Here is a 20,594-nt window from a genome sequence, read left to right on the forward strand (position 1 = left end):
CGATTGGGCTATCGTCGGGGCGGTAAACCTGCCGTCATGCCGCCGTCTCTTCACAAACTCGTCCCTACTGCTCTTGCGCTGAGTTCGCTGGCGGCCCACGCCGTGCCCGTCACGGTGCAGTTGCACGGGCCAGGCGGCCAGCCGCTGGCCGGCGCCGCGGTGGCCATCGAGGTCAAGGGCCGCACTGGCAAGACCAGCACCACCAAGGCCGAGATGGGCCAGCGCGACCGCCAGTTCACACCCGAGCTCCTCGTCGTGCAGACGGGCACGGCCGTCAGTTTCCCGAACTTCGACGCCGTGCGGCATCACGTCTACTCGTTCTCGCCCATCAAGGTCATCGACATCAAGCTCTACTCGGGCACGCCGGCCGAGCCCATCGTGTTCGACAAGCCGGGGGTCGCCACGCTGGGCTGCAACATCCACGACCGCATGAGCGCCCACATCGTCGTGGTGGACACGCCGACCTTCGGGCGCACCGATGACAAGGGCCAGGTGGCGTTTGACCTGCCGGTGGGCGAGCACGTCGCCAAGGCCTGGCATGGCGGCCAGAAGTCAACCAACCTGCAAAGCGTCAAGCTCGAAGTGCCGGCGGGCGGGGGCCCCGTGGCCCTCACGCTCGCCGAGTAACGCCACCGCAATGCGCTGGCCAGCCTGGCTGAACCTGCGCCGCCTCGAGGGGCGCATCGTCGCCCTCTTCCTGGCGCTGCTGCTGGTCGTGCAGCTGGTCAGCTTCGGCGCCATCCACGCCAGCATCACGCACAACGCCGAGGATTCCCTCGCCAGCGAGCTGCAGACCGGCGAACGCGTGCTGCGCCGCCTGCTCGACCAACGTGCCGGCAAGCTGCGCGACGCGGCCGAGCTGCTGGCCAAGGACTATGGCTTTCGCAGCACCGTCGGCCTGTCGCTGGCCGAGGCCGGCACCGTAGAGACCATCAAGGACGCGCTCGTCAATCAGGGCGAACGCGTCGGCGCCTCGGTCGTCGCCTACTTCGATGACCAGCAGCACCTCGTTGCCGCCACCCGCGACGGCGCGGCCGGTTTCGGCGCAGCGCTGGGCCAGCTCGTGCACAGCAAGGATGGCGCGGCCCTGGCCGTGCAGGGCAGCAAGGTCTACCAGGTGGTCGCCGTGCAGGTGCGCACGCCGGCACCGGTGGGCTGGGTGTTGATGGCCTTTGCGCTGGACCGCGAGGTGCTGGACGATCTCAAGGCGCTGTCGGAGCTGCAAGGCGTCGTGCTGCTGCAAGGTCCGACCAAGCAGTGGCAGACCACCGTCGACAACCTCGATGGCAGCGCAGTCAACGCCTTGCGTGCTGCGCTGGGTCAGGCCGCTCCAGCCGACGGCATCGTTGAGCTGGCCGGCGAACGCATGCGCGCCCTCTTCGTGCCCCTGATCGGTGGCGATCAAGCCCTTGGCGTGCTGCTGTTGCGGTCGCTGGACGCGGCCCTGGCGCCCTATCAGCAGTTGCAGCTCGTCCTGCTCGGCCTGACCGTGCTGGGCGTCGTCGTCTTCGCCCTCGTCAGCGTGCTGCTGGCACGCGGCATCAGCAATCCCATCACGGCCCTGTCGGCCTCGGCGCGCCGGCTGGAGCGCGGCGACTACGACACGCCCGTGCCGTCGACCTCGCGGCTGGAGGAGGTGCACAAGCTGGCCCTGGCGCTGGAGAGCATGCGTGAGGGCATCCGCCGCCGCGATGCCCTCGTCAACAACCTGGCCTACGTCGACCCGCTGACGCTGCTGCCCAACCGCGCGCGTTTCGCCGAATTCCTGCAGCACCACCTGACCCACAGCAACACGCCGGGTGCCGTGCTGATGCTGGACCTGGACCGCTTCAAGCACGTCAATGACGTGCTCGGCCACGAGGTGGGCGACCGCCTGCTGAAGTCGGTCGCCGAGCGCCTGCAGGCGTTGTGCGCGCCGGCGCATTCGGTGCTCGCGCGGCTGTCGGGCGACGAGTTCGCCGTGCTGCTGGCGCACACGGACGCCCATGCCGCCAGCGAGGCGGCGCTGGCCATCCTGAAGGACTTCGAGCGTCCGCTGCAGATCGACAACGAGACCATCGACCTCGGCGCCGGCATCGGCATCGCCCTCTTCCCCGCGCATGGCCGTGAGGTCAACCTGCTGCTCGGCCGCGCCGAGCTGGCCATGTATGCGGCCAAGGCCCGCCAGTGCGGCAGCCTGATCTACCACGCCCAACTGGACGCCGGCAGCCAGGAATCGCTGTCCCTGCTGACCGAGTTGCGCCACGCGGTCGAGAAGAATGAACTGCGCCTGTACCTGCAGCCCAAGATCGACCTGCAGCAAGGCAAGATCCTCGGCGCCGAGGCCCTGGTGCGCTGGCAGCACCCGACGCGCGGCCTGGTACCGCCGATGCAGTTCATTCCTTTTGCCGAGCAGACGGGCTTCATCCGCCTGCTCAGCGCCTGGGTGCTGTCCAACGCGGCCAGGTTCGCGCGCCAGGCCGCGGACGCGGGCCTGACGCTGCGGCTGTCGGTCAACCTGTCCACGCGCGACCTGATGGACCAGGACCTGCCGGCCAAGATCGAGGCCATGCTGGCGCCGCTGCAGGTGTCGGCCGACTCGCTGTGCCTGGAGATCACCGAGAGCACCATCATGGACGACCCCGAGCGGGCCCTGTCCACACTGGAGCATCTGCATGCAATGGGCTTCAAGCTGTCCATCGACGACTTCGGCACCGGCTATTCGTCGCTGGCCTATCTGAAGCGCCTGCCGGTGGATGAGCTCAAGATCGACAAGAGCTTCGTCATGGCCATGGAGCGCGACCTCGACGACGCGCGCATCGTGCGCTCGACGATCGAGCTGGCGCACAACCTCGGCCTCACCGTCGTCGCCGAGGGGTTGGAGACGCTCAAGGCCTGGGCCATGCTGGCCCGCCTGGGCTGCGACGAAGGCCAGGGCTACTTCATCAGCAAGCCCATGCCGCAGGAGCAGTTCATCGCCTGGGCCAAGAGCTGGCAGCCGCCGGACATCTCGGTCGTCACGGCCGAGAGCCTGATGGCCAAGCTCGGCTAGTTGTCCCGGTCTTCCAGCGCTTCACACAGCGCCGTCAAACCCGCCGTCACCGTCTGCAAGCGCACCGCATGGCGGTCGCCGCTGAAGTTCTCGCGCCAGACCTGGGCCGGCCGCCCCGCATGCACCAGGGCCAGCCAAACGGTGCCGACCGGCTTGGCCTCGCTGCCGCCCGTCGGCCCGGCCACGCCGGTGACGGCCAGTGCCCAATCGACGGGTGCGTGCGCCAGCAGGCCACGCGCCATGTGTTCGGCCACCTCGGCGCTGACGGCGCCGTGCAGCGCGATCAGGCCCTTGGGCACGCCCAGCAGTTCGGCCTTGGCCTCGTTGCTGTAGCTGACGACGCCGCGCTCGAACCACGCGCTGGAGCCGCTCAGGCTGGTGCAGGCGGCGGCGATGAGGCCGCCGGTGCAGCTCTCCGCCGTGCCGATGCGCTCGCGCCGCTGGATCAGCGCCACGGCGATGCGGTCGATCAGTTCAAGGTCGTCGGCAAACATGCTTACCCCATCACAAAGCGGTAGAGCGCGATGACAGCGAGCGTACAGCCGGCCGCGACGAAATCGTCGAACAGGATGCCGAAGCCCTGCGCCCAGGTGACCGCGGCGCCGCGCTCGCCCTTGAAAAGCCGGTCGGCCCAGCCCACCGGCCCGGGCTTGGCGGCGTCGAAGAAGCGGAACAGGCCGAAGGCAATGAGCTGGCCCAGCCAGCCCACCGGCGCGATCAGCCACAGGATGAGCCAGAAGGCCAGCACCTCGTCCCAGACGATGGAGCCCGGGTCGGGTGTGTTCATGTCGCGCGCCGTGCGCGTGCAGGCCCACCAGCCCACCAGCGTGCCGATGCCGATCAGCAGGCCCCAGGCCAGCTCGCTCATCCACGGCGAGATGACCCAGAACACCAGCCAGGCCCAAAGGGTGCCGACGGTACCGGGCGCTTTGGGGCTCAGGCCGCTGCCGAAGCCCAGGGCGATCCAGCGCGCCGGGTGGCGCAGCATGAAGGCCGGGGTGGGACGGATCGGTGCGCCGCTCATGACTTGAAGTGGTCGAAGGAGCGCAGGCCGTGCTCAACCACTGCGCCGCGCGCGTCGACAACGCGCAACCCGGGCTCGGCTTCGATGACGCCGATGCGCGTCAATGCCACGCCCACATCGGGCAGCCGCGCACCGGCTGGCGCGGTGAAGACCAGTTCGTAGTCGTCGCCGCCCGCCAGCAGGCATTCCTGCTGCACGGCGGCCGCCTGCGCAGCCAGCACCTCGCTGCGGGGCAGCGCATCGACGTCCAGACGCGCGCCAACGCGGGAAGCCGCCAGGATGTGGCCCAGATCGCCGAGCAGCCCGTCTGACACGTCGATGGCCGCCGTCGCGATGCCGCGCAGCGCCTGGCCCAGTGCGACGCGCGGCGTTGGCAGCTCCATCGCGGCACGCACTTCCTCGAAGCCGGCGCCATCCACGGCCACAGTGCCACGGAACACCTCCAGCGCCAGCCGCGCATCACCGAGCCGCCCCGACACCCAGATCTCGTCACCCACTTGCGCGCCGCCGCGCAGCAAGGCCCGCCCCGGCGGCGCCTCGCCGAAGACGGTGATGCAGAGATTCAACGGCCCCTGCGTCGTGTCGCCGCCGATCAGCGGGCAGGCATGGGCGTCGGCCAGGGCCAACAGGCCGCGCGAGAAACCGGCCAGCCAGGCTTCGTCAACGCGCGGCAGGGCCAGGGCCAAAGTGAAGCCTCGCGGCGTCGCACCGCAGGCGGCCAGGTCGCTCAGGTTGACGGCCAGCGCCTTGTGGCCGAGGCGCACCGGATCGACCGTCGACAGGAAGTGCCGCCCCTCGACCAGCATGTCACTGGAAACCAGCCAGCGCGCACCGGGCGTGGGCACGAGCACTGCGCAGTCGTCGCCCACGCCCACCTCGACGCCAGCCACCGCGGGGCGCTGGAAGTAGCGCCTGATCAGATCGAATTCGCCCATGGCCACGATTAGACCTTGTGGACATCCACAGCGCCCGGCGCGCCCTTGGGTGGCATGATTCCAGCCCCGTCGGCACCTTGTGATCCCGCCATGTCCAGCTCCGAAGAAAAACGCGCCCAACTCCGCCAGGCCGCTCTCGAGTACCACGAGTTCCCGACGCCGGGCAAGATCGCCATCGCGGCGACCAAGCAGCTCGTCAATCAGCACGACCTGGCTCTGGCCTACTCGCCGGGCGTGGCTGCGGCCTGCGAAGAGATCGTCGCGGACCCGGCCAATGCCTTCCGCTACACCTCGCGCGGCAACCTGGTCGCCGTCGTCTCCAACGGCACGGCCGTGCTGGGCCTGGGCAATATCGGGCCGCTGGCGTCCAAGCCCGTCATGGAGGGCAAGGGCGTCCTGTTCAAGAAGTTCGCCGGCATCGACGTGTTTGACCTCGAGGTGGCCGAAAACGACCTCGACAAGCTGGTCGACTGCATCGCCGCGCTGGAGCCCACCTTCGGCGGCATCAACCTCGAAGACATCAAGGCGCCGGACTGCTTCTATGTCGAGCGCAAGCTGCGCGAGCGCATGAAGATCCCCGTCTTCCACGACGACCAGCATGGCACCGCCATCGTCGTCGGCGCGGCCTTCCTGAACGGCCTCAAGGTCGTCGGCAAGGACATCAAGCAGGTCAAGCTCGTCACGTCGGGCGCAGGCGCGGCGGCGCTTGCCTGCCTGGGCCTGCTCGTCAAGCTCGGGCTGCCGCGCGAGAACATCTGGGTGACCGACCTGGCCGGCGTCGTCTACGAGGGGCGCACCGAGCTGATGGACCCGGACAAGGCCGTCTTCGCGCAGCCGACCTCGCAGCGCAGCCTGCGCGAGGCGATTGCCGGCGCCGACGTCTTCCTGGGCCTGTCGGCCGGCGGCGTGCTGAAGGCCGACATGGTCGCGACCATGGCCGCGCAACCGCTGATCTTCGCGCTGGCCAATCCGACGCCGGAAATCCTGCCGGAAGAAGTCCAGGCCGTGCGCGGCGACGCCATCATGGCCACGGGCCGCACGGACTACCCCAACCAGGTCAACAACGTCCTGTGCTTCCCCTACATCTTCCGCGGCGCACTGGACTCGGGCGCGACGACGATCAACGTCGAGATGGAGATCGCCGCGGTGCACGCCATTGCTGATCTTGCCCAGGCCGAGCAGAGCGAGGTGGTGGCCGCAGCCTATGTGGGCGCGACGCTGAGCTTTGGCGCGGAGTACCTGATTCCCAAGCCCTTCGATCCACGGCTGATGATGCGCATCGCGCCGGCCGTCGCCAAGGCGGCTGCCGACTCCGGCGTCGCGGCGCGGCCCATCCAGGACTGGGACGCCTACCGCGAGAAGCTGCAGAGCTTCGTCTACGCCTCGGGCAACACGATGAAGCCCATCTTCACCGCGGCCAAGCGGGCGCCCAACAAGCGCGTTGCCTACGCCGAGGGTGAGGAGGAGCGCGTGTTGCGCGCCGCACAGGTCGTCGTCGACGAAGGCCTGGCGCGCCCGACGCTGGTGGGCCGCCCGCAGGTCATCGCCGAGCGCTGCGAGCGCTTCGGCCTGCGCCTGCAGCAGGGCCGCGACTATGACGTCGTCAACGTCGAGCACGACGACCGCTACCGCGACTACTGGCAGACCTATCTGCAGATGACCGAGCGCAAGGGCGTCACCCAGCAGCTTGCCAAGATCGAGATGCGCCGCCGGCTGACGCTGATCAGCTCCATGCTGCTGCACAAGGGCGAGGTCGATGGTCTGCTCTGCGGCACCTGGGGCACGACCGCCACGCACCTGCAGTACATCGACCAGGTCATCGGCAAGCGCGCCGGCGTGAAGACCTATGCCTGCATGAACGGGCTGATCCTGCCGGGCCGCCAGGTCATGCTGGTGGACACCCACGTCAACTACGACCCGACCGCCGAGCAGCTTGCCGAGATCACCGTCATGGCCGCCCAGGAGATGTGCCGCTTCGGCCTGACGCCGAAGGCCGCCCTGCTGTCGCACAGCAACTTCGGCACCAGCGACAAGCCGTCGGCCGTAAAGATGCGCGACACGCTGGCGCTGCTGCGGCAGCTCGCGCCCTGGCTGGAGGTCGACGGCGAGATGCACGGCGACACCGCGCTAGACGCCCCCTACCGCAAGCAGATCATGCCCACCAGCCCGCTGACGGGCGAGGCCAACCTGCTGGTGCTGCCCAATATCGACGCCGCCAACATCTCCTACAACCTGCTGAAGACGGCCGCCGGCGGCGGCATCGCCATCGGGCCGGTGCTGCTCGGCGCGGCCAAGCCGGTGCACATCCTGACGCCTTCGGCGACCGTGCGCCGTATCGTCAACATGACGGCCCTGACCGTCGCCGACGCGAACGCGGCACGCGCCTGAACCTGGCACCGGCTCCAAGGGGGAACAGGGCAAAAGCGCCCGGACTCCCCCAATTGACAGAAGTTTTCACGACCCAAAACTGCGTCATGCAGCTGTCATGCCGCAATTGAAATCAATCACTTAGACGCGCGTGAGTGCTGGCTCACATGACCCTATTCCAGACTCCGGCGCCCGCACCGAGCTTGAGCTTTTGGGGTCGCTTCGGTACCATTACGGTTTCTCGTTCAGGGTTAACCCGTGTTTTTGCTCTCGTGGCTGGCGCGCTCCGGCGCCTCGGCGGTCACCACCGCCCTGCTGCTTTCCGGCTTGGCCGGAGGCGCGCAAGCCAAGGAAGCCGTCGGCGATAAGCCCCCCACCGCAACGCCCGCTCTGGCTGAAATTTCGCTGAGCGAGCTGCCCGCCCAGGCCCAGGAAACGCACCGGCTCGTTCTCGCCGGTGGCCCGTTTCCTTATGCCAAGGACGGCGTGGTGTTCGGCAATCGCGAGCGTCTGCTGCCCCGCAAGGCTCGCGGCTTCTATCGCGAATACACGGTCAAGACCCCTGGCGCCCGCAACCGCGGTGCCCGCCGCCTTATCTGCGGTGGCACGCCGCCGACGGCGCCCGAGATTTGTTATTACACCGGCGATCACTATGCCAGCTTCAAGCGCGTTCGCGCCCAAGCGGCCCGGTGAAGTCGAGGGTTCAGCAGTTTTGTGACTTGAAAGGAGGAACGCGACCATGCTTTTGCAGACCGTCCGTCCCAATATCGTGCAGGCCATACGGGCCTACAGGGTCGAGGACTTGATGCAGGCCGCCCAAGAAGCGGGCCAGCATTTCCTGTACGCCAACCTGTCGGAGGCGCAGTCCAAGCAGGACGTGCTCGATGGCATCGCGCAGGCCTTCCTGTTTCCAGCGCATTTCGGCAAGAACCTGGACGCCCTGCATGACTGCATGACCGACCTCGTGCACAAGTCTGGCTCTCAGCCAGGCTTTGTCGTGGTGCTGGAGCAGTTGCCCGACAACGTGCGATTCGACCGCGAGGCGAGAGAGCAATTGCTCGATGTCTTCCGAGACACGGCCGACTACTGGGCCGACAGGAAGATAGCGTTCAGGTGCTTCTATTCTTTTCAGTAGCCCGCTCCCAAGATAACGGGTCATGGGAGCGGGCTACTGAAGTGGCCCCGGTTATTGAAAAGCCTGCGCCGAAAAGCGCCAAGGCGACGGTTGGCAACCCCAACTTCGGCATGAACATGCCGATGATGTGCAGTGCCTTCGACACCTCGATGTGGCTCAGCGCAGCTTGAAGCGCTGAACTATCGAAAGCAGAACGGGACCCTCGGGTCCCGTTTTCATTTCTGCTGCGGCACTTCAAGCGCCAGCGCGACGAATTCGTCGACCGGCACCTCCTCGGCGCGGCGCTGCAGGTCGAAGTGGCCTGAAAAGCCGCGCTCGGCCAGCCAATGGCCCAGGCTGTGGCGCAGCAGCTTGCGGCGCTGCGAGAAGGCGCTGGTGACCAGCGCCCCCAGCAGGGCCGGGTCTACCGCTGGCGGCCTGGCCAACGGCTGCATGCGCACGATGGCCGAGTCCACGCGCGGCGGCGGGTCGAAGGCCTCGGGCGGCACGTCCAGCACCGATTCGATGTCGTAGCGCCACTGCAGCATCACGCTGAGGCGCCCATAGTCCTTGCGGCCCGGCGCGGCGGCCATGCGGTCCACCACTTCCTTCTGCAGCATGAAGTGCTGGTCGACGACGTCGTCCACCGCGTTCAACAGGTGAAAGAGGATGGGCGTGGAGATGTTGTAGGGCAGGTTGCCGACCACGCGGAGCTTGGCGCCCTTGGTGGCAGCCAGCGCCTTGAAGTCGACCTTGAGCACGTCCGACTCGATGACCTCGACGTCGTCGCGCTTGCGCAGGCGCGCAGCCAGGTCGCGGTCCAGTTCGATGACGGTCAGCGGCTTGTGTCGCGCCAGCAGCGGCAGCGTCATCGCGCCCAGGCCAGGGCCGATCTCGACCAGGGTCTCGCCCGGCTGCGGATCGATCAGGTCGACGATGGCCTCGATCAGCGCCTTGTCGGTCAGGAAATGCTGCCCGAAGCGCTTGCGGGGGATGTGGGAACTCAATCGAGCCACTCGCGCACTTCAACAAACGCCTTCGCCCGCAGATCCTTGACCCACTCCTGATAGGCCTCGTCGTATTTCTGCTCGCGCAGTGCGCCGCGGGCCTGGTCGCGCAGCTGCTTCATCTCGACATCGACCGTGCGGCGCTCCAGCACCTGGATCAGGTGCACGCCGAAGCGCGACACGACCGGTCCCGAGATGCCGTTCAGCGGCAGCACGTTCATCGCTTCCTCGAATTCCGGCACAAAACCGCCGGCAGCCATCCAGCCCAGGTCACCGCCTTCGGGGGCGCTGCCGTCCTCGGAATTGGCGCGGGCGAGTTGCTCGAACTTGGCCGAACCGGTCTCGATCTGGCGCTTGAATTCGGCCAGGCGGCGGGCCGCGACTTCGGCCGTCAGCTGTGCCGAGGGGCGCAGCAGGATGTGCCGGGCATGGGTCTGCACGGCCTGCGTCAGGGATGCGCCACCTTGGCGCTCGATGACCTTGAGGACGTGAAAGCCCGCGCCGGTGCGCAGCAGCTGAGGCGCGACCTCGCCGCTCTTCAGCCCCTTGACGGCATTGACGAACACGTCGGGCAGCCGATCGGCCGGGCGCAGGCCGATCTCGCCGCCGCGCGCCTTGTTGCTGTCTTCGGACACCTCGCGGGCGACGCGGGCGAAGTCCTCACCGCCCTTGATGCGCGCCAGGGCACCTTCAGCACGGGCGCGGCGTTCGGCGACGACGCTTTCCGGCGCGCCATCGGGCACCGGCACGAGCACCTGGGCGAGGTTGACCATGCCGCCGCTGGCGAGTTCATTGCGCTTCTTGTCGAGATAGGCGTCGATCTCGGCGTCCGTCACCTTGATGCGGCCCTGCACTTCGCGCTCGCGCACGCGCTCCGTCATCATCTGGTCGCGCAGGTTCTCGCGAAAGCTCTTGTAGTCGGTGCCGTCGGCCTTCAGGCGATCGCGCAGCTGCGCCATCGTCAGCTTGTTCTGCGCGGCGACGTTGGCCACCACGCGATCCAGCTCGGCCTCGTCGATCTTCTGGCCGGTCTCGCGGGCGTAGGTGACGAGGACGCGATCCTCGATGAGGGCCTCCAGCGCCTGCTTGCGCAGGCCGGCCGTCTCGGGCATGACCTCGCCCTTCTGGCGGGCCTCCTGGCGCAGGCGTTCGGTGCGCTGGATGACCTCACTGGCGGCCACGACGTCCTGGTTGACGACGGCGGCGATGTAGTCCCCCGGCTGCAGCGTGGGCGTCTGGGCCTGGGCCTGGAAAGCGGCCAAGGCCAGCGTCACGGCAAGAAAGAGGGGAGCTAGGCGATAGATCATGGTTGGAAATCTGAACTCGGTGAGCGGTCGGAGCTCAGCCTTCGGTAACCGGGCACATTGTCCTTCAAGACTTTGAGGGCGTTCGAACCGAGCTGTGACAGGCCGACGAGCTCCAGCTGGAGCATCAGCCGCGTGTTCGTTTCGGCGCGGCCGGTGGACAGCCGCTCGACGCCCCAGCGCAGCACCCAGCAACCGGCGTCGTACTCGAAGCCCATGACCGAATCGGTCAGGCGCCGGTCGCGCAGCGAGTACTGCACGCGGCCGGCGCTGTACCAGGCGCCGCCGCAGGCCTTGCTGTCGGCACCGCGTGAGGTGACAGGGGTACCGTAGATCGGCCATTGCCAGGCCAGTTCGACCTGCTCGCTCTGCCCCCGCGCCAGCCGGTAGGCGACGCTGACGGTCTTGTAAGGCCCGGGCGAATAGCGCCCGCGCAGCACCGATCGAACCGAACGGTTGGTCTCGGGGTTGAACTCCAGCGTGCCGTCGGCCCACCACTTCTCGTCCAGGTGGGCGGCGGCAGCCAGCAGCAGATCGGAGAAGCGCTGCGTGACGGGCTGGCCGTCGGGTGTGATCTTCTGATCGCGGAACAGGAAGCGCTGCACGGCGCCCAGGCGCAGGATCTCCTCGCCCGTGTTGGTGCCGATCCAGCGGCTGGTCACGCCCGCGCTCAATGCATGAAGGTCCGACACCCGGTCCACGCCCGAGAAGGGGTTGTCGGTGTAGATGGAGTCGAAGTTGAAGTCCTTGGCCGCAGCGTCGAAGTTGGGCAGGTTGGCCTGGTCGCGGAAGGGCGTGTTGACGTAGAGCAGCCGCGGCTCGAGGCTTTGCCGGTAGTCGCGGCCGAACAGCGTCGTGTCGCGCTCGAAGACCCAGCCGTGGTCGATGCTCAGCGTCGGAATGACCCGGCCCATGCGCCGACGGCCGTCGGGCTGGGGCCGGTCGAGGTCGTAGGCAGCCGCATTGAACGAGGCTCGCGGGATGAACCACCAGGCCTCGCCACCCAGCGGTGCGCTGATGTGGCCCAGCGCATGCACGCGCTGACCGCCACGCGGCTGGCCGGCCAGCGCCGAGCCCGGCAGGTCGAAACGGTTGTACTCCAGCTCCAGCCCGCCTTCCAGCCTCGCCTTGCGGCCCCAGGGGCGGAAGCTGTCCAGCACCGCCTCATCGGCCGCCGTCGTCACGCGAACACCGACCTGCGGGCTGCGCTGGAACGGCGAATCGAACTGCGAGGGAACGTCGGTGCCCTGCAGCGCCTGCCAGCGCTGCACGCGAGCATAGGTGTCGATGACACCCCAGGACAGCTCGCGTTGGCGGTTCAGCGTGAAGTCATTGGCCAGCAGGCGCGGCGTCTGGCTCTCGACGCGGCGCGACATGTCCTTCCAGTAATCGTCATCGGACACGCGCTCGCTCTTGAGCCGGTAACGCCAGTCGCCAAACACATGGCCGTCGTTGTTGAGCTTGAGGCTCCAGCGCGAACGGCCGAAGACGCGGTCGCCGGGCAGCAGGTCGACGTTGATGCGGCCGGCATGGTCAGGCTCGAGGTAGCGGAACTCGCTGTCCAGACCCACGCCGCGCTTGCTCATGATGAAAGGCGTGAAGGTCGCATCGCGCTGCGGCGCGATGTTCCAGTAATAGGGCACGCCGAATTCAAGGCCGCTGCGGTTGTCCAGGAACAGATTCGGCGGCAGCCAGCCCGACTTGCGCGCCGAGCTGAGCGGGAAGCTCAATGACGGTGCGGCGAGCAGCGGCATGCCCAGGAAGCGCAGCACTGCGCCGTCGGCCTGGCCTTCGTTGGCGGCCAGGTCCATGCGCAGCTGCTTGGCCGTGATCTGCCAGGCCGGCTCCTGGTTCTCCACGGCGGGGCAGCTGGTGTAGCTGCCCTCGGTGGCGCTCATGTGCTCGCTGTCCTGAAATTTCAGCACCTTGGCCTTGCCGGCGCCGCCCGTGGCCGCGAGGAAGAAGCGGGGGGTCAGGAACTCGCCCTCGAAGCGGCTCACATAGAGCTGCAGCAGCGGGCCGGAGAAGACATTGCCGTTGTGGTTGATGTGCACCTGGCCTTCAGCCCGGGCAAGGTCGTCCACGACGCTGTAGTCCAGCTTGTCGGCGTTCAGCACCAGCTCGCCGTAGCGCAGCTCGACGTCGCCCAGGCCCTCAGCCTTCTGATCCAGCTGGGCCGAGACCTTGTTGGCGCTGATGACCAGGGCCGGCTTGGCACCGGTCTTGGACGCCGGCCCGAGCACGCGGCTGCCGCGCAGTGGCAGGGCCTCTGCGGGGCCAGCCTGCTGCTGGGCCGACGCCTGCCCCCAGGCGCACAGGGCCAGGGCAACGAGGGCGGGTAGCAGGGCTGCGGTGGGAAATCGGGAGAAGCGCGGCACGGACGGCAAAGGCTCGGAGTCGGTGAGGATGCCGGGGCCGGCAGGTAAGGAAGCGCTGAACAAGTTCCTCGCGCGCGGCGCATCCGTGTTTTGGGCGGTCTGCGGCGTTGCAAATGCTCGCCATGGCCCCAGCCATGGCTGTGCTTTGCGCCTTGCAGCCCATCCCAAATCACGGCGCGCCGCATCGCGGGAACTCATTCAGCGCTTCCCTAGAATTTCATTATCCACGAGGGCCCTTCCCTATGACCTATGCCCCGACCTCGGCCTTGATTGCCGAACTGCTTGCCCGCCCCGCCGACGCCGACCGCCTGATGCGCGCCGCCTGCGCCGAGTTGCGCGCCCATCCCCTGCCGCCAGCCCCGCCCGATGCCAACGCCCTGCGCACCGGCCTGGGCCGCGTTGCCGAGGCGGGGCTGGACGGCGTGCTGCATCGCCTCGTCGCCGATGTGCCACACGGCTGCGTGACGGAGAGCCTCGCTGCACTGCTGCGCCCGCCCGAACTGGCCTGGGACGAAGCCCAGGAGATCGACTGGGCCGCACGCCATTGGCAGGAATGCCGCGCCGAGGGTCAGCTCGACGAGGAACTGGCGGCCGACTTCGGCGAGTACTGGCGGCGCCTGGAATGGAGCGCGCTGCGCCAGCACCTTGTGCTGCTGGCGAACCTGGGCGAAGGCCATGCCGAGGAGCGCCGGCTGCTGGCCCATGTCGCCAAGACCTCGAGCCGCTATGTCGCCTTCGGGCCGCTCAAGCGGGCGATGGAGGCGCGCCATCCAGAATTCTTCGTGCTCGGTTTCAGCCTGCGCTGAGCCGAAAGCAAAACGACCCCGGGGCCGAGGCCGCGGGGTCGCCGTGGGGTGCGGATGAATCAGGCCTTGCGGCGGCGCTTGGCCAGGCCGACACCGGCCAGGGCAATGCCCACCAGCGCATAGCTGGCCGGTTCAGGCAGCGCAGCGGCACCGGTCTGGTAGGCCCACAGGCCCAGGTCGCTGTAGGCCGAAGTGTTATTGGGGTTGTAGTGGTCCCAGCTGCCATTGGTGCCGGCGTAGGCGTAGGCATAGGCATTCGGGTTGCTGGCACCGACGTCGGCGTAGTTGCCCCACATCAGGCCGCGCGAGGACGAACCACCGATGACCGAGCTCAGCGCGTTCCAGTCGCTGCCGGGCGTGCTGGTCCACAGCGCATCCACGTCGCTCAGCGAAGCGACCGAGAAGCCGGCAGCGGTGGCCGTGTTGACCTGAGCCGTGTAGTTCATGTTGAACAGGTCGGGCAGCTGGAGCCAGACACGGCCGGTGGTCGTGTCCTGGAAGGTGGCATAGCCGTTCACATCGGCGTGCGCCACGAGGCCGGCGTGAGCGGCACCGGCGCCCAGGCCGATGACGGTAGTGAGGGCGACGGCCAACAGCTTGGTCGAGAAGGTCATTTGATTTATGAACTAGGGGTTGACGACGGACGCATATTGCCCGGGTCACCTCCAAGCTCCGCCCCCTCGCCTCCAGGGGGTCAGGCCATGCCTTGTGAACAAGTTCGCAGCCGCCCGGCCGCGTCTTCCCCCGTGATCACGGGGGCAGCGCCTCAGGGGCAGGTCGCGCAGCCCGCCGCGACCAGCCAGGGGTCCTTGTCCTCGCCGCCGAAGATCTGCAGCAGGAAGTCGAGGAAGGCGCGCGTGCGTGCCGGCACGTATTTGCGGGTCGGCATGCCGGCCCACAGCGTCGTGCCAAACAGCCGCCACTGCGGCATGACGCGCTCCAGCGCCTGCTCCAGCAGCGCGTCCTCGACCATGAAGCTGGGCAGCCCGGCCACGCCCAGGCCGTGCAGGGCGGCGGCGTAATTGGTGTCCATGTGCGTCGTCGACAGCGCGGCGCGCGAGGGCACGATGGGCAGGGTGATCTCCTCGGTGCCGTCGCCGCGCTGCAGCGTCAGGCCGCGCATCAGCGAAGGCGTGGGCGGCAGCAGCGCGTCGTGCTGCTTGAGGTCGTGCGGGTGCTGGGGGCGGCCGCGCTGGTCCAGATAGTCGGGCGAGGCGCACATGATGAATTCACTGCGTGCCAGGCGGCGGGCGATGAAATCGCCGTCCAGCGTCTCGCGGGACAGGAAGATGGTCAGGTCGTAGGCGTCGTCCACCGTGTCGACCGGGCCCGGCGACGTGATCTCCAGCGTCACCAGCGGGTACTCGCGATGGAACTTGGGCAGGTGCTTGGCGAGCTGATGCACGGCGATGGCCGGCGGGCACAGGATGCGCAGCAAGCCGCGCACCTCCTGCGTGGCCGAGGCGGCCAGGGCTGCCGCCTCGTCGACATCGGCCAGGATGCGCCGCGCCCGCTCCAGATAGGCCTCGCCGATCTCGGTCAGCGACAGCCGCCGCGTCGTGCGGTTCAAGAGCCGCGTGCCGAGATGCTCCTCCAGCTCGGCCACCAGCCGTGTGACGACGGCGGGCGCCAAGTCCAGCCCGCGTGCCGCGGCGGCAAAACTGCCCTCGTCGATGACGCGGACGAAAACCTTGATGGCGCGTAGCTGATCCATTCAGGGATGCGCAGCCATGACCTGGGCCACGGCTGCGGTCAAGCGCTTGCCATAGGGCACGTGCAGGAACTCGTTGGGCCCGTGGGCATTGCTCTTCGGTCCGAGCACGCCGCAGACCATCATCTGCGCCTTGGGGAAGCCCTTTTGCAGCATGCTCATCAGCGGGATGGTGCCGCCCTGGCCGATATAGCCGACCGGCGCGCCGAAATGGGCCTGGCTGGCGTCGTTGAGCGCCTGGCTGAGCCAGGGCGACAGCTCCGGCGTGTTCCAGCCGGTGGCGCCATAAGCGCCGGCACGACCGTCGGGCGTGAAGGTCACCTTGGCGTTGTAGGGCGCGTTGTCCTCCAGCAGGGCCTTCAGCTTGAGGGCAGCTTCGTTGCCGTCAATGAGCGGCGGCAGGCGCAGCGAAAGCTTGAAGGCGGTGTAGGGCCGCAGCACGTTGCCGGCGTTCTTCAGCTCGGGGAAACCGTCGGCGCCGACCACCGACAGCGTCGGCCGCCAGGTGCGGTTCAGCAGCACCTCGACCGGGTCGGTCGTGACCGGCAGCACCGGGCCGCCGTCCGCACCGCAGGCCCAGGGCATGCGCTTGTAGACCTCTTCCTTCAGGATGGCCGCCGTGGCCTTGACCTGGTCCAGGCGGGCGCCGGGGATGTCGCAGTGGAAGCTCTCGGGCAGCAGACGGCCCGTCTTGCTGTCCTCCAGCCGGTCCAACACCTGGCGCAGGATGCGGAAGGACGAGGGCACGACGCCCGAAGCGTCGCCGCTGTGGATGCCTTCGGCCAGCACCTCGACCTTCAGCACACCCGACACCATGCCGCGCAGCGAGGTGGTCAGCCAGAGCTGGTCGTAGTTGCCCGCGCCGGAGTCCAGGCAGACCACCAGGGACACGTTGCCCAGCCGGGGACCGAGCAGGTCCAGGTAGGCCGGCAGGTCGAAGCTGCCGCTTTCCTCGCAGGTCTCGATCAGGCCGACGCAGCGCGGGCGCGGGATGCCCTGCTTGTCCAGCGCCATGATGGCCGTCAACGACGCGTAGACGGCATAACCATCGTCGGCGCCGCCGCGGCCATAGAGCAGGCCGTTCTCATACTTGGGCGTCCAGGGGCCGAGGTCGTTGCGCCAGCCGCTGAACTCAGGCTGCTTGTCCAGGTGGCCGTAGACGACGACGGTGTCCTCGGAGCCTGCCTTGGTGGCCGGCACCTCGAAGAAGATGACCGGCGTGCGGCCGGGGAGGCGCACCACTTCGAGCTTCAGGCCGGCAACCTTCTTGCTCTCGACCCAGGCGGCGGCCTGGGTCAGCACCTTCTCGATATGGCCGTTCTTCGCCCAGTCGGCGTCGAACATCGGGCTCTTGGCCGGAATGGCGATGTAATCGGTCAGCGCGGGGACGATTTCCTCGTCCCAGACGCGGGCGGCAAATTCGCCCAGCGCGCTCGTCTCATCGGCTTGCAGGGGCAGGTGGGGATCACGTGCGTTCATGGCGTACTCCTGGCGCTTGTGGCGCGACTTACCAGTTTAGGCTTGGCCGCGACAGGCATCACGCCGCCTGGGATAACTACCGGCGGCATTCACGGCGTCAACCGCTTAGGCTCGACGCCAAGATGCGCTTGTTACTGATTGTTCTGATTGCGCTGCTGACCGGCTGTGCCTCAGGCCCCAAATTCACCGTGGACGACGGCCGCAAGGTCGACGAGACGCTGCTGGCCGGCATGCGTGCCTATGGCGCCGGCGAGCGCCTGATCCGCCCGGCCATCGCGCGCAGCGCGGCGCTGAAAGACAAGGACTGCGACAAGCAGTGGGAGCTGCCCTTCGCCGTGGCCACCAGCGCCGGCTGGAGCGCCGATGACCGCGTCGCCTGGGTGCGCGCCCTGCAGGTGGACGAGAGGCTGACCGTCATCGCCGTCACCCAGGATTCGCCGCTGGCCCCGAGCGACCGCATCGTGCGCGTCGGCAGCCGTGAGGACATCGACGGCGAGCGCCTGCTGGAAACGCTGGCCGAGGCGCGCGACGCTGGCAAGCCCTTCAACGTCGGCCTGGCCTCAGGCCGCACCGTCGCCATCAAGCCCTTCGAAGTCTGCCGCGGCTACACACGCTTCGCACCGCCCAACACGGCGCAGCTGCAGGACTACCACTGGCTGCTCAGCCTGCACCCGCTGGAGGTGACCCAGGCCGAGCCCACACCCGACGAGGCGCTGTGGATGGTGTTGTGGACGCAGGGCCTGTCCGAAGAGGGCGGGGCCCGCATGAAGACCTACCACTACGCCATCAAGATCGCCGGCACCCTCTACAACCTGGCCACACTGGCCTCGGGCGTCAAGGCCGCGGCGCTGGCCGCCGACGCCGCGATGAGCGCGGCCAAGAGCGCCGCGGCCAACGTGGCCAGCGAGTTCCTCAAGCAGCAGCTCATCGAGCAGGGCAAGGCGCTGGCGACGCAGAAGATCCGCGAAGGCCTGGTGGACGCTGCTCAACAGCTGACGCGCCAGCAGGTCATGAACGTGATGCAGGCCGCGGCCGCCAACCGCGGCTCGCTGTCGGGCATCTCCCGCATCGCGGCCACCACCTTCGACTATGCCGACGCCTGGGCCTTTACGCGCATGGCGGCCCTGGGCGCGTCGCCGCTGGCGGGCTTCACGCTGCACCAGAAACTCATCGAGCGCAGCCTGGCCGCCAACGCCTTCCTGTTCGACGCCGACCGCCTGGCGGCCATCAACAAGATCGCCGCCGCACGCGGTTTCGAGGCCGAGGTGGTCGCCATCCTCGGTGGCCTGCGCGCCGACACGCTGCGGGCCGAGATCGGCGCCATGCCGCTGGCCTCGTCGCGCGGCAGCTTCAGCTTCGACAACCCCGACGACCCCGGCGCCAGCCGCTTCTCCCGCGGCCTGGTCGACGCCATGCTGGAACTGCCCGCCGAGTCGGCCACCAAGAAATGAAGTTCGCCATCACGCTGCTGCTGTTGACGGCCGCCTGGGCTCAGGCACAGACGCCTCCCGAAGCCGCGGCGTCGGCATCCGAGCCCGCAGCTTCCGAGCCCGTCGCCGCGCCGGCCCCACCGCCGCCCAGCTGCGCCCAACTGTCGAGCCGGGCGCTGTCGGCCGACCTGCGTGCCGCCACGGCCCAATCGCAGAACCAGCCACTGGAGGCCCTCGTCAAGCTCTACGACGAGGCGGTTGCGCAATGGGGCGGGGCACTGGCCAGCTGCGACGGCCGCGCTCGCGAGCGCGCCCAACGCAACCTGGCCGACAGCCAGAAGACCCGCGAAGCCCTGGCCGAGAAGCTGCAGTCCGGCAGCCAGTGCGAGAGCGCCCACCGCGATGCCGCCTCGCTGCAGGAGCTGGCCCGCGCGGCCTTTGGCGAGCGGCGCTTTGGCGACGCCGCCAGCCTCTACCGCAAGGCCGAGGGCATGTGGGAGCTGGCCGCCGAGCAGTGCAACGGCAGCCAGCAGCAGACTGCCCAGCGCCGCCGCGAGCAGAGTGAGATCGACGGCCACAACGCCGAGTTCTGCGCCGCGCCCTTCGAGCGCGCCCGCGAGTTCTCCGCCAAGCTGCGCAACACCGGCGCCGCCCTGCCGCTGGCCGAGCGCCAGACACAAAGCCAGATCGGCGAGACGCTGTGGCGCGACACCGCCAAGCTCTGCAAAGGCAGCGCCCAGGAGCTGGCGACGAACAACGCCCAGGCCCTGGCTCGCGAGCGCGGCACGCCCTGGGTGGCGACACCGCTGCCCGGCGTGCCGGCACCGGTGGTTGCGGCTGCGCCCAAACCGGCGGCCGCGATGGCGGCACCCGTCACCAACAAGGCCGCTGCCAGCGCGCCACCGCCGGCCACGCCTGCGCTGCGCCAGGCAGCAGCCGCACCGATCACGCCCCTCGCCCAGGCCACAGCAGCGCCGGTGCCGGTTCCCGAGCCCAAGCTTTTCGATCGCATGGCCGGTGACACGCGCTACGTTGGCCAGTTCGTGCGCAATGACGACGACACCGTCACGGGCTCCGGTCGCGTCGAGTGGAAGAACGGCGACGTCTACGAAGGCCCGCTGCTGCGCAGCCAGCGCCAGGGCGTCGGCGAGATCCGCTGGGCCGCCGGCCAGCGCTACAAGGGCGACTGGGTGGCCGACCGCGCCACCGGCCGCGGCACCATGAGCTTTGCCAACGGCAATCACTACGAAGGCACGTTGATGGACGGCCAGCCAGAGGGCGAAGGCAAGCTGACCTATGCCTCGGGCGATGTCTACAGCGGCCAGATCCGCCAGGGCCTGCCGCATGGCCGCGGCAGCTATGTCTGGATGAGCGGCCAGCGCTACGAGGGCGAATGGGTCAACGACAAGCCACAGGGCCAGGGCAAGATGCGCTTCAGCAACGGCAACCAGTACGAAGGCCAGATGGCCGCCGGCCTGCCCCAGGGACGCGGCCGCATGATCTTCCCTGGCGGCGACGTCTACGAGGGCGAGTTCGACGCCGGCAAGGCCCACGGCCAGGGCAAATACGCCTGGCGCAGCGGCGAGCGCTACGAAGGCGCCTGGGCGCGCGGCCTCAAGCATGGCCAGGGCACCTTCCACTGGCCCAGCGGCGATCGCTGGGAAGGTGTGTTCAAGGACGACGAGCGCACGGACGAGGGCTTCATGGTGCGCAAAGGCAGCTGAGGGGCGGCCCGAGACTGCCGCCTCCGTTACGCTTGCCCCATCAGCTTTTCTTTTGGAGATCCACGATGAAGACCCTGCTCACCGCCCTCGTCACCGCCCTCGCCATCGCTGCCCCGGCGGCCGAGGCGCGCGTGGCCCAGCACCACAAGACCAGCCAGGCCAGCAGCGGCATCCATGCCAAGACCGCCGCCAAGAAGACGACCAAGGCCAAGCACAAAAAGGCGGCCAAGAAGGGCCACAAGAAATCGGCCTGAGCTGCTGAAACCTAGGAGGCTGTCGGGCTT

Annotated in this window: 18 protein-coding genes; 9 read left to right on the top strand and 9 right to left on the bottom strand. The window is 68.4% G+C overall.

What is annotated here, in order from left to right; all coding sequences use genetic code 11:
* The first annotated feature begins 36 nt into the window (after positions 1–36).
* Entirely contained in the window at positions 37–627 is a 591-nt protein-coding gene (locus ACXJKM_RS05485; protein ID WP_457321209.1) for a methylamine utilization protein, read from the top strand.
* Positions 628–637: 10 nt separating this feature from the next.
* Positions 638–3,031, top strand: a complete 2,394-nt coding sequence (locus ACXJKM_RS05490) for an EAL domain-containing protein (protein WP_457350816.1) — start codon at positions 638–640, stop codon at positions 3,029–3,031.
* On the opposite strand, the gene ACXJKM_RS05495 is transcribed toward ACXJKM_RS05490, so the two are convergent.
* The 3 genes from ACXJKM_RS05495 to thiL are packed head-to-tail and all read right to left on the bottom strand — an operon-like array spanning position 3,028 to position 4,990.
* Positions 3,028–3,525, bottom strand: coding sequence for a CinA family protein (locus ACXJKM_RS05495; protein ID WP_457350818.1), 498 nt, complete (start codon positions 3,523–3,525; stop codon positions 3,028–3,030). The two genes, ACXJKM_RS05490 and ACXJKM_RS05495, sit on opposite strands and share 4 nt — an antisense overlap.
* 2 nt (positions 3,526–3,527) lie before the next feature.
* Positions 3,528–4,055 (bottom strand): phosphatidylglycerophosphatase A family protein, encoded by a 528-nt coding sequence (locus tag ACXJKM_RS05500; RefSeq protein ID WP_457321205.1) that lies wholly within the window; start codon positions 4,053–4,055, stop codon positions 3,528–3,530.
* Positions 4,052–4,990, bottom strand: coding sequence for a thiamine-phosphate kinase (gene thiL / locus ACXJKM_RS05505; protein WP_457350820.1), 939 nt, complete (start codon positions 4,988–4,990; stop codon positions 4,052–4,054). The genes ACXJKM_RS05500 and thiL overlap by 4 nt, the downstream gene beginning before the upstream one ends.
* Positions 4,991–5,080: 90 nt before the next feature.
* Here thiL and ACXJKM_RS05510 point away from each other — a divergent pair, with 90 nt between their 5' ends.
* The 3 genes from ACXJKM_RS05510 to ACXJKM_RS05520 all read left to right on the top strand — a co-directional run bounded on the left by ACXJKM_RS05510 (position 5,081) and on the right by ACXJKM_RS05520 (position 8,492).
* Positions 5,081–7,378, top strand: coding sequence for an NADP-dependent malic enzyme (locus tag ACXJKM_RS05510; RefSeq protein ID WP_056200098.1), 2,298 nt, complete (start codon positions 5,081–5,083; stop codon positions 7,376–7,378).
* 237 nt (positions 7,379–7,615) lie between these two features.
* Positions 7,616–8,050 carry a ribonuclease domain-containing protein gene (locus ACXJKM_RS05515; protein ID WP_457350822.1) on the top strand — a complete coding sequence of 145 codons (435 nt, stop codon included), beginning with the start codon at positions 7,616–7,618 and terminating at the stop codon, positions 8,048–8,050.
* Between the two features lie 46 nt (positions 8,051–8,096).
* On the top strand, positions 8,097–8,492 hold the full coding sequence (locus ACXJKM_RS05520; protein WP_056200105.1) for a barstar family protein: 396 nt from the start codon (positions 8,097–8,099) through the stop codon (positions 8,490–8,492).
* Positions 8,493–8,707: 215 nt separating this feature from the next.
* Here the strand turns inward: ACXJKM_RS05520 and rsmA are convergent, their stop codons facing one another.
* The 3 genes from rsmA to ACXJKM_RS05535 are packed head-to-tail and all read right to left on the bottom strand — an operon-like array spanning position 8,708 to position 13,223.
* Positions 8,708–9,478 carry a 16S rRNA (adenine(1518)-N(6)/adenine(1519)-N(6))-dimethyltransferase RsmA gene (gene rsmA, locus ACXJKM_RS05525; RefSeq protein ID WP_457350824.1) on the bottom strand — a complete coding sequence of 257 codons (771 nt, stop codon included), beginning with the start codon at positions 9,476–9,478 and terminating at the stop codon, positions 8,708–8,710.
* Positions 9,475–10,785: a peptidylprolyl isomerase gene (locus tag ACXJKM_RS05530; RefSeq protein ID WP_457350826.1), complete on the bottom strand. Its 1,311-nt coding sequence runs from the start codon at positions 10,783–10,785 to the stop codon at positions 9,475–9,477. The genes rsmA and ACXJKM_RS05530 overlap by 4 nt, the downstream gene beginning before the upstream one ends.
* Positions 10,782–13,223 (bottom strand): LPS-assembly protein LptD, encoded by a 2,442-nt coding sequence (locus ACXJKM_RS05535; RefSeq protein WP_457350828.1) that lies wholly within the window; start codon positions 13,221–13,223, stop codon positions 10,782–10,784. Before ACXJKM_RS05535 ends, ACXJKM_RS05530 begins: the two co-directional genes overlap by 4 nt.
* 179 nt (positions 13,224–13,402) lie before the next feature.
* Here ACXJKM_RS05535 and ACXJKM_RS05540 point away from each other — a divergent pair, with 179 nt between their 5' ends.
* Complete coding sequence (locus ACXJKM_RS05540; RefSeq protein WP_457350830.1) at positions 13,403–13,966, top strand: hypothetical protein; 564 nt, start codon at positions 13,403–13,405, stop codon at positions 13,964–13,966.
* Positions 13,967–14,025: 59 nt separating this feature from the next.
* On the opposite strand, the gene ACXJKM_RS05545 is transcribed toward ACXJKM_RS05540, so the two are convergent.
* From ACXJKM_RS05545 to ACXJKM_RS05555, 3 genes are all read right to left on the bottom strand, one after another.
* Positions 14,026–14,580, bottom strand: coding sequence for a PEP-CTERM sorting domain-containing protein (locus ACXJKM_RS05545; RefSeq protein WP_457350832.1), 555 nt, complete (start codon positions 14,578–14,580; stop codon positions 14,026–14,028).
* Between the two features lie 152 nt (positions 14,581–14,732).
* Complete coding sequence (locus tag ACXJKM_RS05550) at positions 14,733–15,680, bottom strand: LysR family transcriptional regulator (protein ID WP_056200116.1); 948 nt, start codon at positions 15,678–15,680, stop codon at positions 14,733–14,735.
* Positions 15,681–17,156, bottom strand: a complete 1,476-nt coding sequence (locus ACXJKM_RS05555; RefSeq protein WP_457350834.1) for a M20 family metallopeptidase — start codon at positions 17,154–17,156, stop codon at positions 15,681–15,683.
* A 128-nt stretch (positions 17,157–17,284) separates the two neighbouring features.
* Between ACXJKM_RS05555 and ACXJKM_RS05560 the strand changes: the two genes are divergently transcribed.
* The 3 genes from ACXJKM_RS05560 (at position 17,285) to ACXJKM_RS05570 (ending at position 20,564) form a co-directional block, all read left to right on the top strand.
* The gene (locus tag ACXJKM_RS05560) at positions 17,285–18,607 is read left to right on the top strand and encodes a hypothetical protein (protein WP_457350836.1); all 1,323 of its coding nucleotides are present in this window, start codon (positions 17,285–17,287) and stop codon (positions 18,605–18,607) included.
* The gene (locus ACXJKM_RS05565; RefSeq protein ID WP_457350838.1) at positions 18,604–20,310 is read left to right on the top strand and encodes an MORN repeat-containing protein; all 1,707 of its coding nucleotides are present in this window, start codon (positions 18,604–18,606) and stop codon (positions 20,308–20,310) included. Before ACXJKM_RS05560 ends, ACXJKM_RS05565 begins: the two co-directional genes overlap by 4 nt.
* Before the next feature lie 65 nt (positions 20,311–20,375).
* Entirely contained in the window at positions 20,376–20,564 is a 189-nt protein-coding gene (locus ACXJKM_RS05570) for a hypothetical protein (protein WP_056200133.1), read from the top strand.
* Positions 20,565–20,594 lie beyond the last annotated feature (30 nt).

This window comes from Roseateles sp. P5_D6 (genome assembly GCF_054049415.1).

Bases quoted from the DNA above. Each gene is read 5' to 3' on its own strand.
- ACXJKM_RS05545 (WP_457350832.1), bottom strand. From the start codon at position 14,580: ATGACCTTCTCGACCAAGCTGTTGGCCGTCGCCCTCACTACCGTCATC.
- ACXJKM_RS05490 (WP_457350816.1), top strand. From the start codon at position 638: ATGCGCTGGCCAGCCTGGCTGAACCTGCGCCGCCTCGAGGGGCGCATC.
- ACXJKM_RS05520 (WP_056200105.1), top strand. From the start codon at position 8,097: ATGCTTTTGCAGACCGTCCGTCCCAATATCGTGCAGGCCATACGGGCC.
- ACXJKM_RS05530 (WP_457350826.1), bottom strand. From the start codon at position 10,785: ATGATCTATCGCCTAGCTCCCCTCTTTCTTGCCGTGACGCTGGCCTTG.
- ACXJKM_RS05550 (WP_056200116.1), bottom strand. From the start codon at position 15,680: ATGGATCAGCTACGCGCCATCAAGGTTTTCGTCCGCGTCATCGACGAG.
- ACXJKM_RS05500 (WP_457321205.1), bottom strand. From the start codon at position 4,055: ATGAGCGGCGCACCGATCCGTCCCACCCCGGCCTTCATGCTGCGCCAC.
- ACXJKM_RS05510 (WP_056200098.1), top strand. From the start codon at position 5,081: ATGTCCAGCTCCGAAGAAAAACGCGCCCAACTCCGCCAGGCCGCTCTC.
- ACXJKM_RS05570 (WP_056200133.1), top strand. From the start codon at position 20,376: ATGAAGACCCTGCTCACCGCCCTCGTCACCGCCCTCGCCATCGCTGCC.
- ACXJKM_RS05540 (WP_457350830.1), top strand. From the start codon at position 13,403: ATGACCTATGCCCCGACCTCGGCCTTGATTGCCGAACTGCTTGCCCGC.
- ACXJKM_RS05565 (WP_457350838.1), top strand. From the start codon at position 18,604: ATGAAGTTCGCCATCACGCTGCTGCTGTTGACGGCCGCCTGGGCTCAG.
- ACXJKM_RS05495 (WP_457350818.1), bottom strand. From the start codon at position 3,525: ATGTTTGCCGACGACCTTGAACTGATCGACCGCATCGCCGTGGCGCTG.
- ACXJKM_RS05485 (WP_457321209.1), top strand. From the start codon at position 37: ATGCCGCCGTCTCTTCACAAACTCGTCCCTACTGCTCTTGCGCTGAGT.
- thiL (WP_457350820.1), bottom strand. From the start codon at position 4,990: ATGGGCGAATTCGATCTGATCAGGCGCTACTTCCAGCGCCCCGCGGTG.
- ACXJKM_RS05555 (WP_457350834.1), bottom strand. From the start codon at position 17,156: ATGAACGCACGTGATCCCCACCTGCCCCTGCAAGCCGATGAGACGAGC.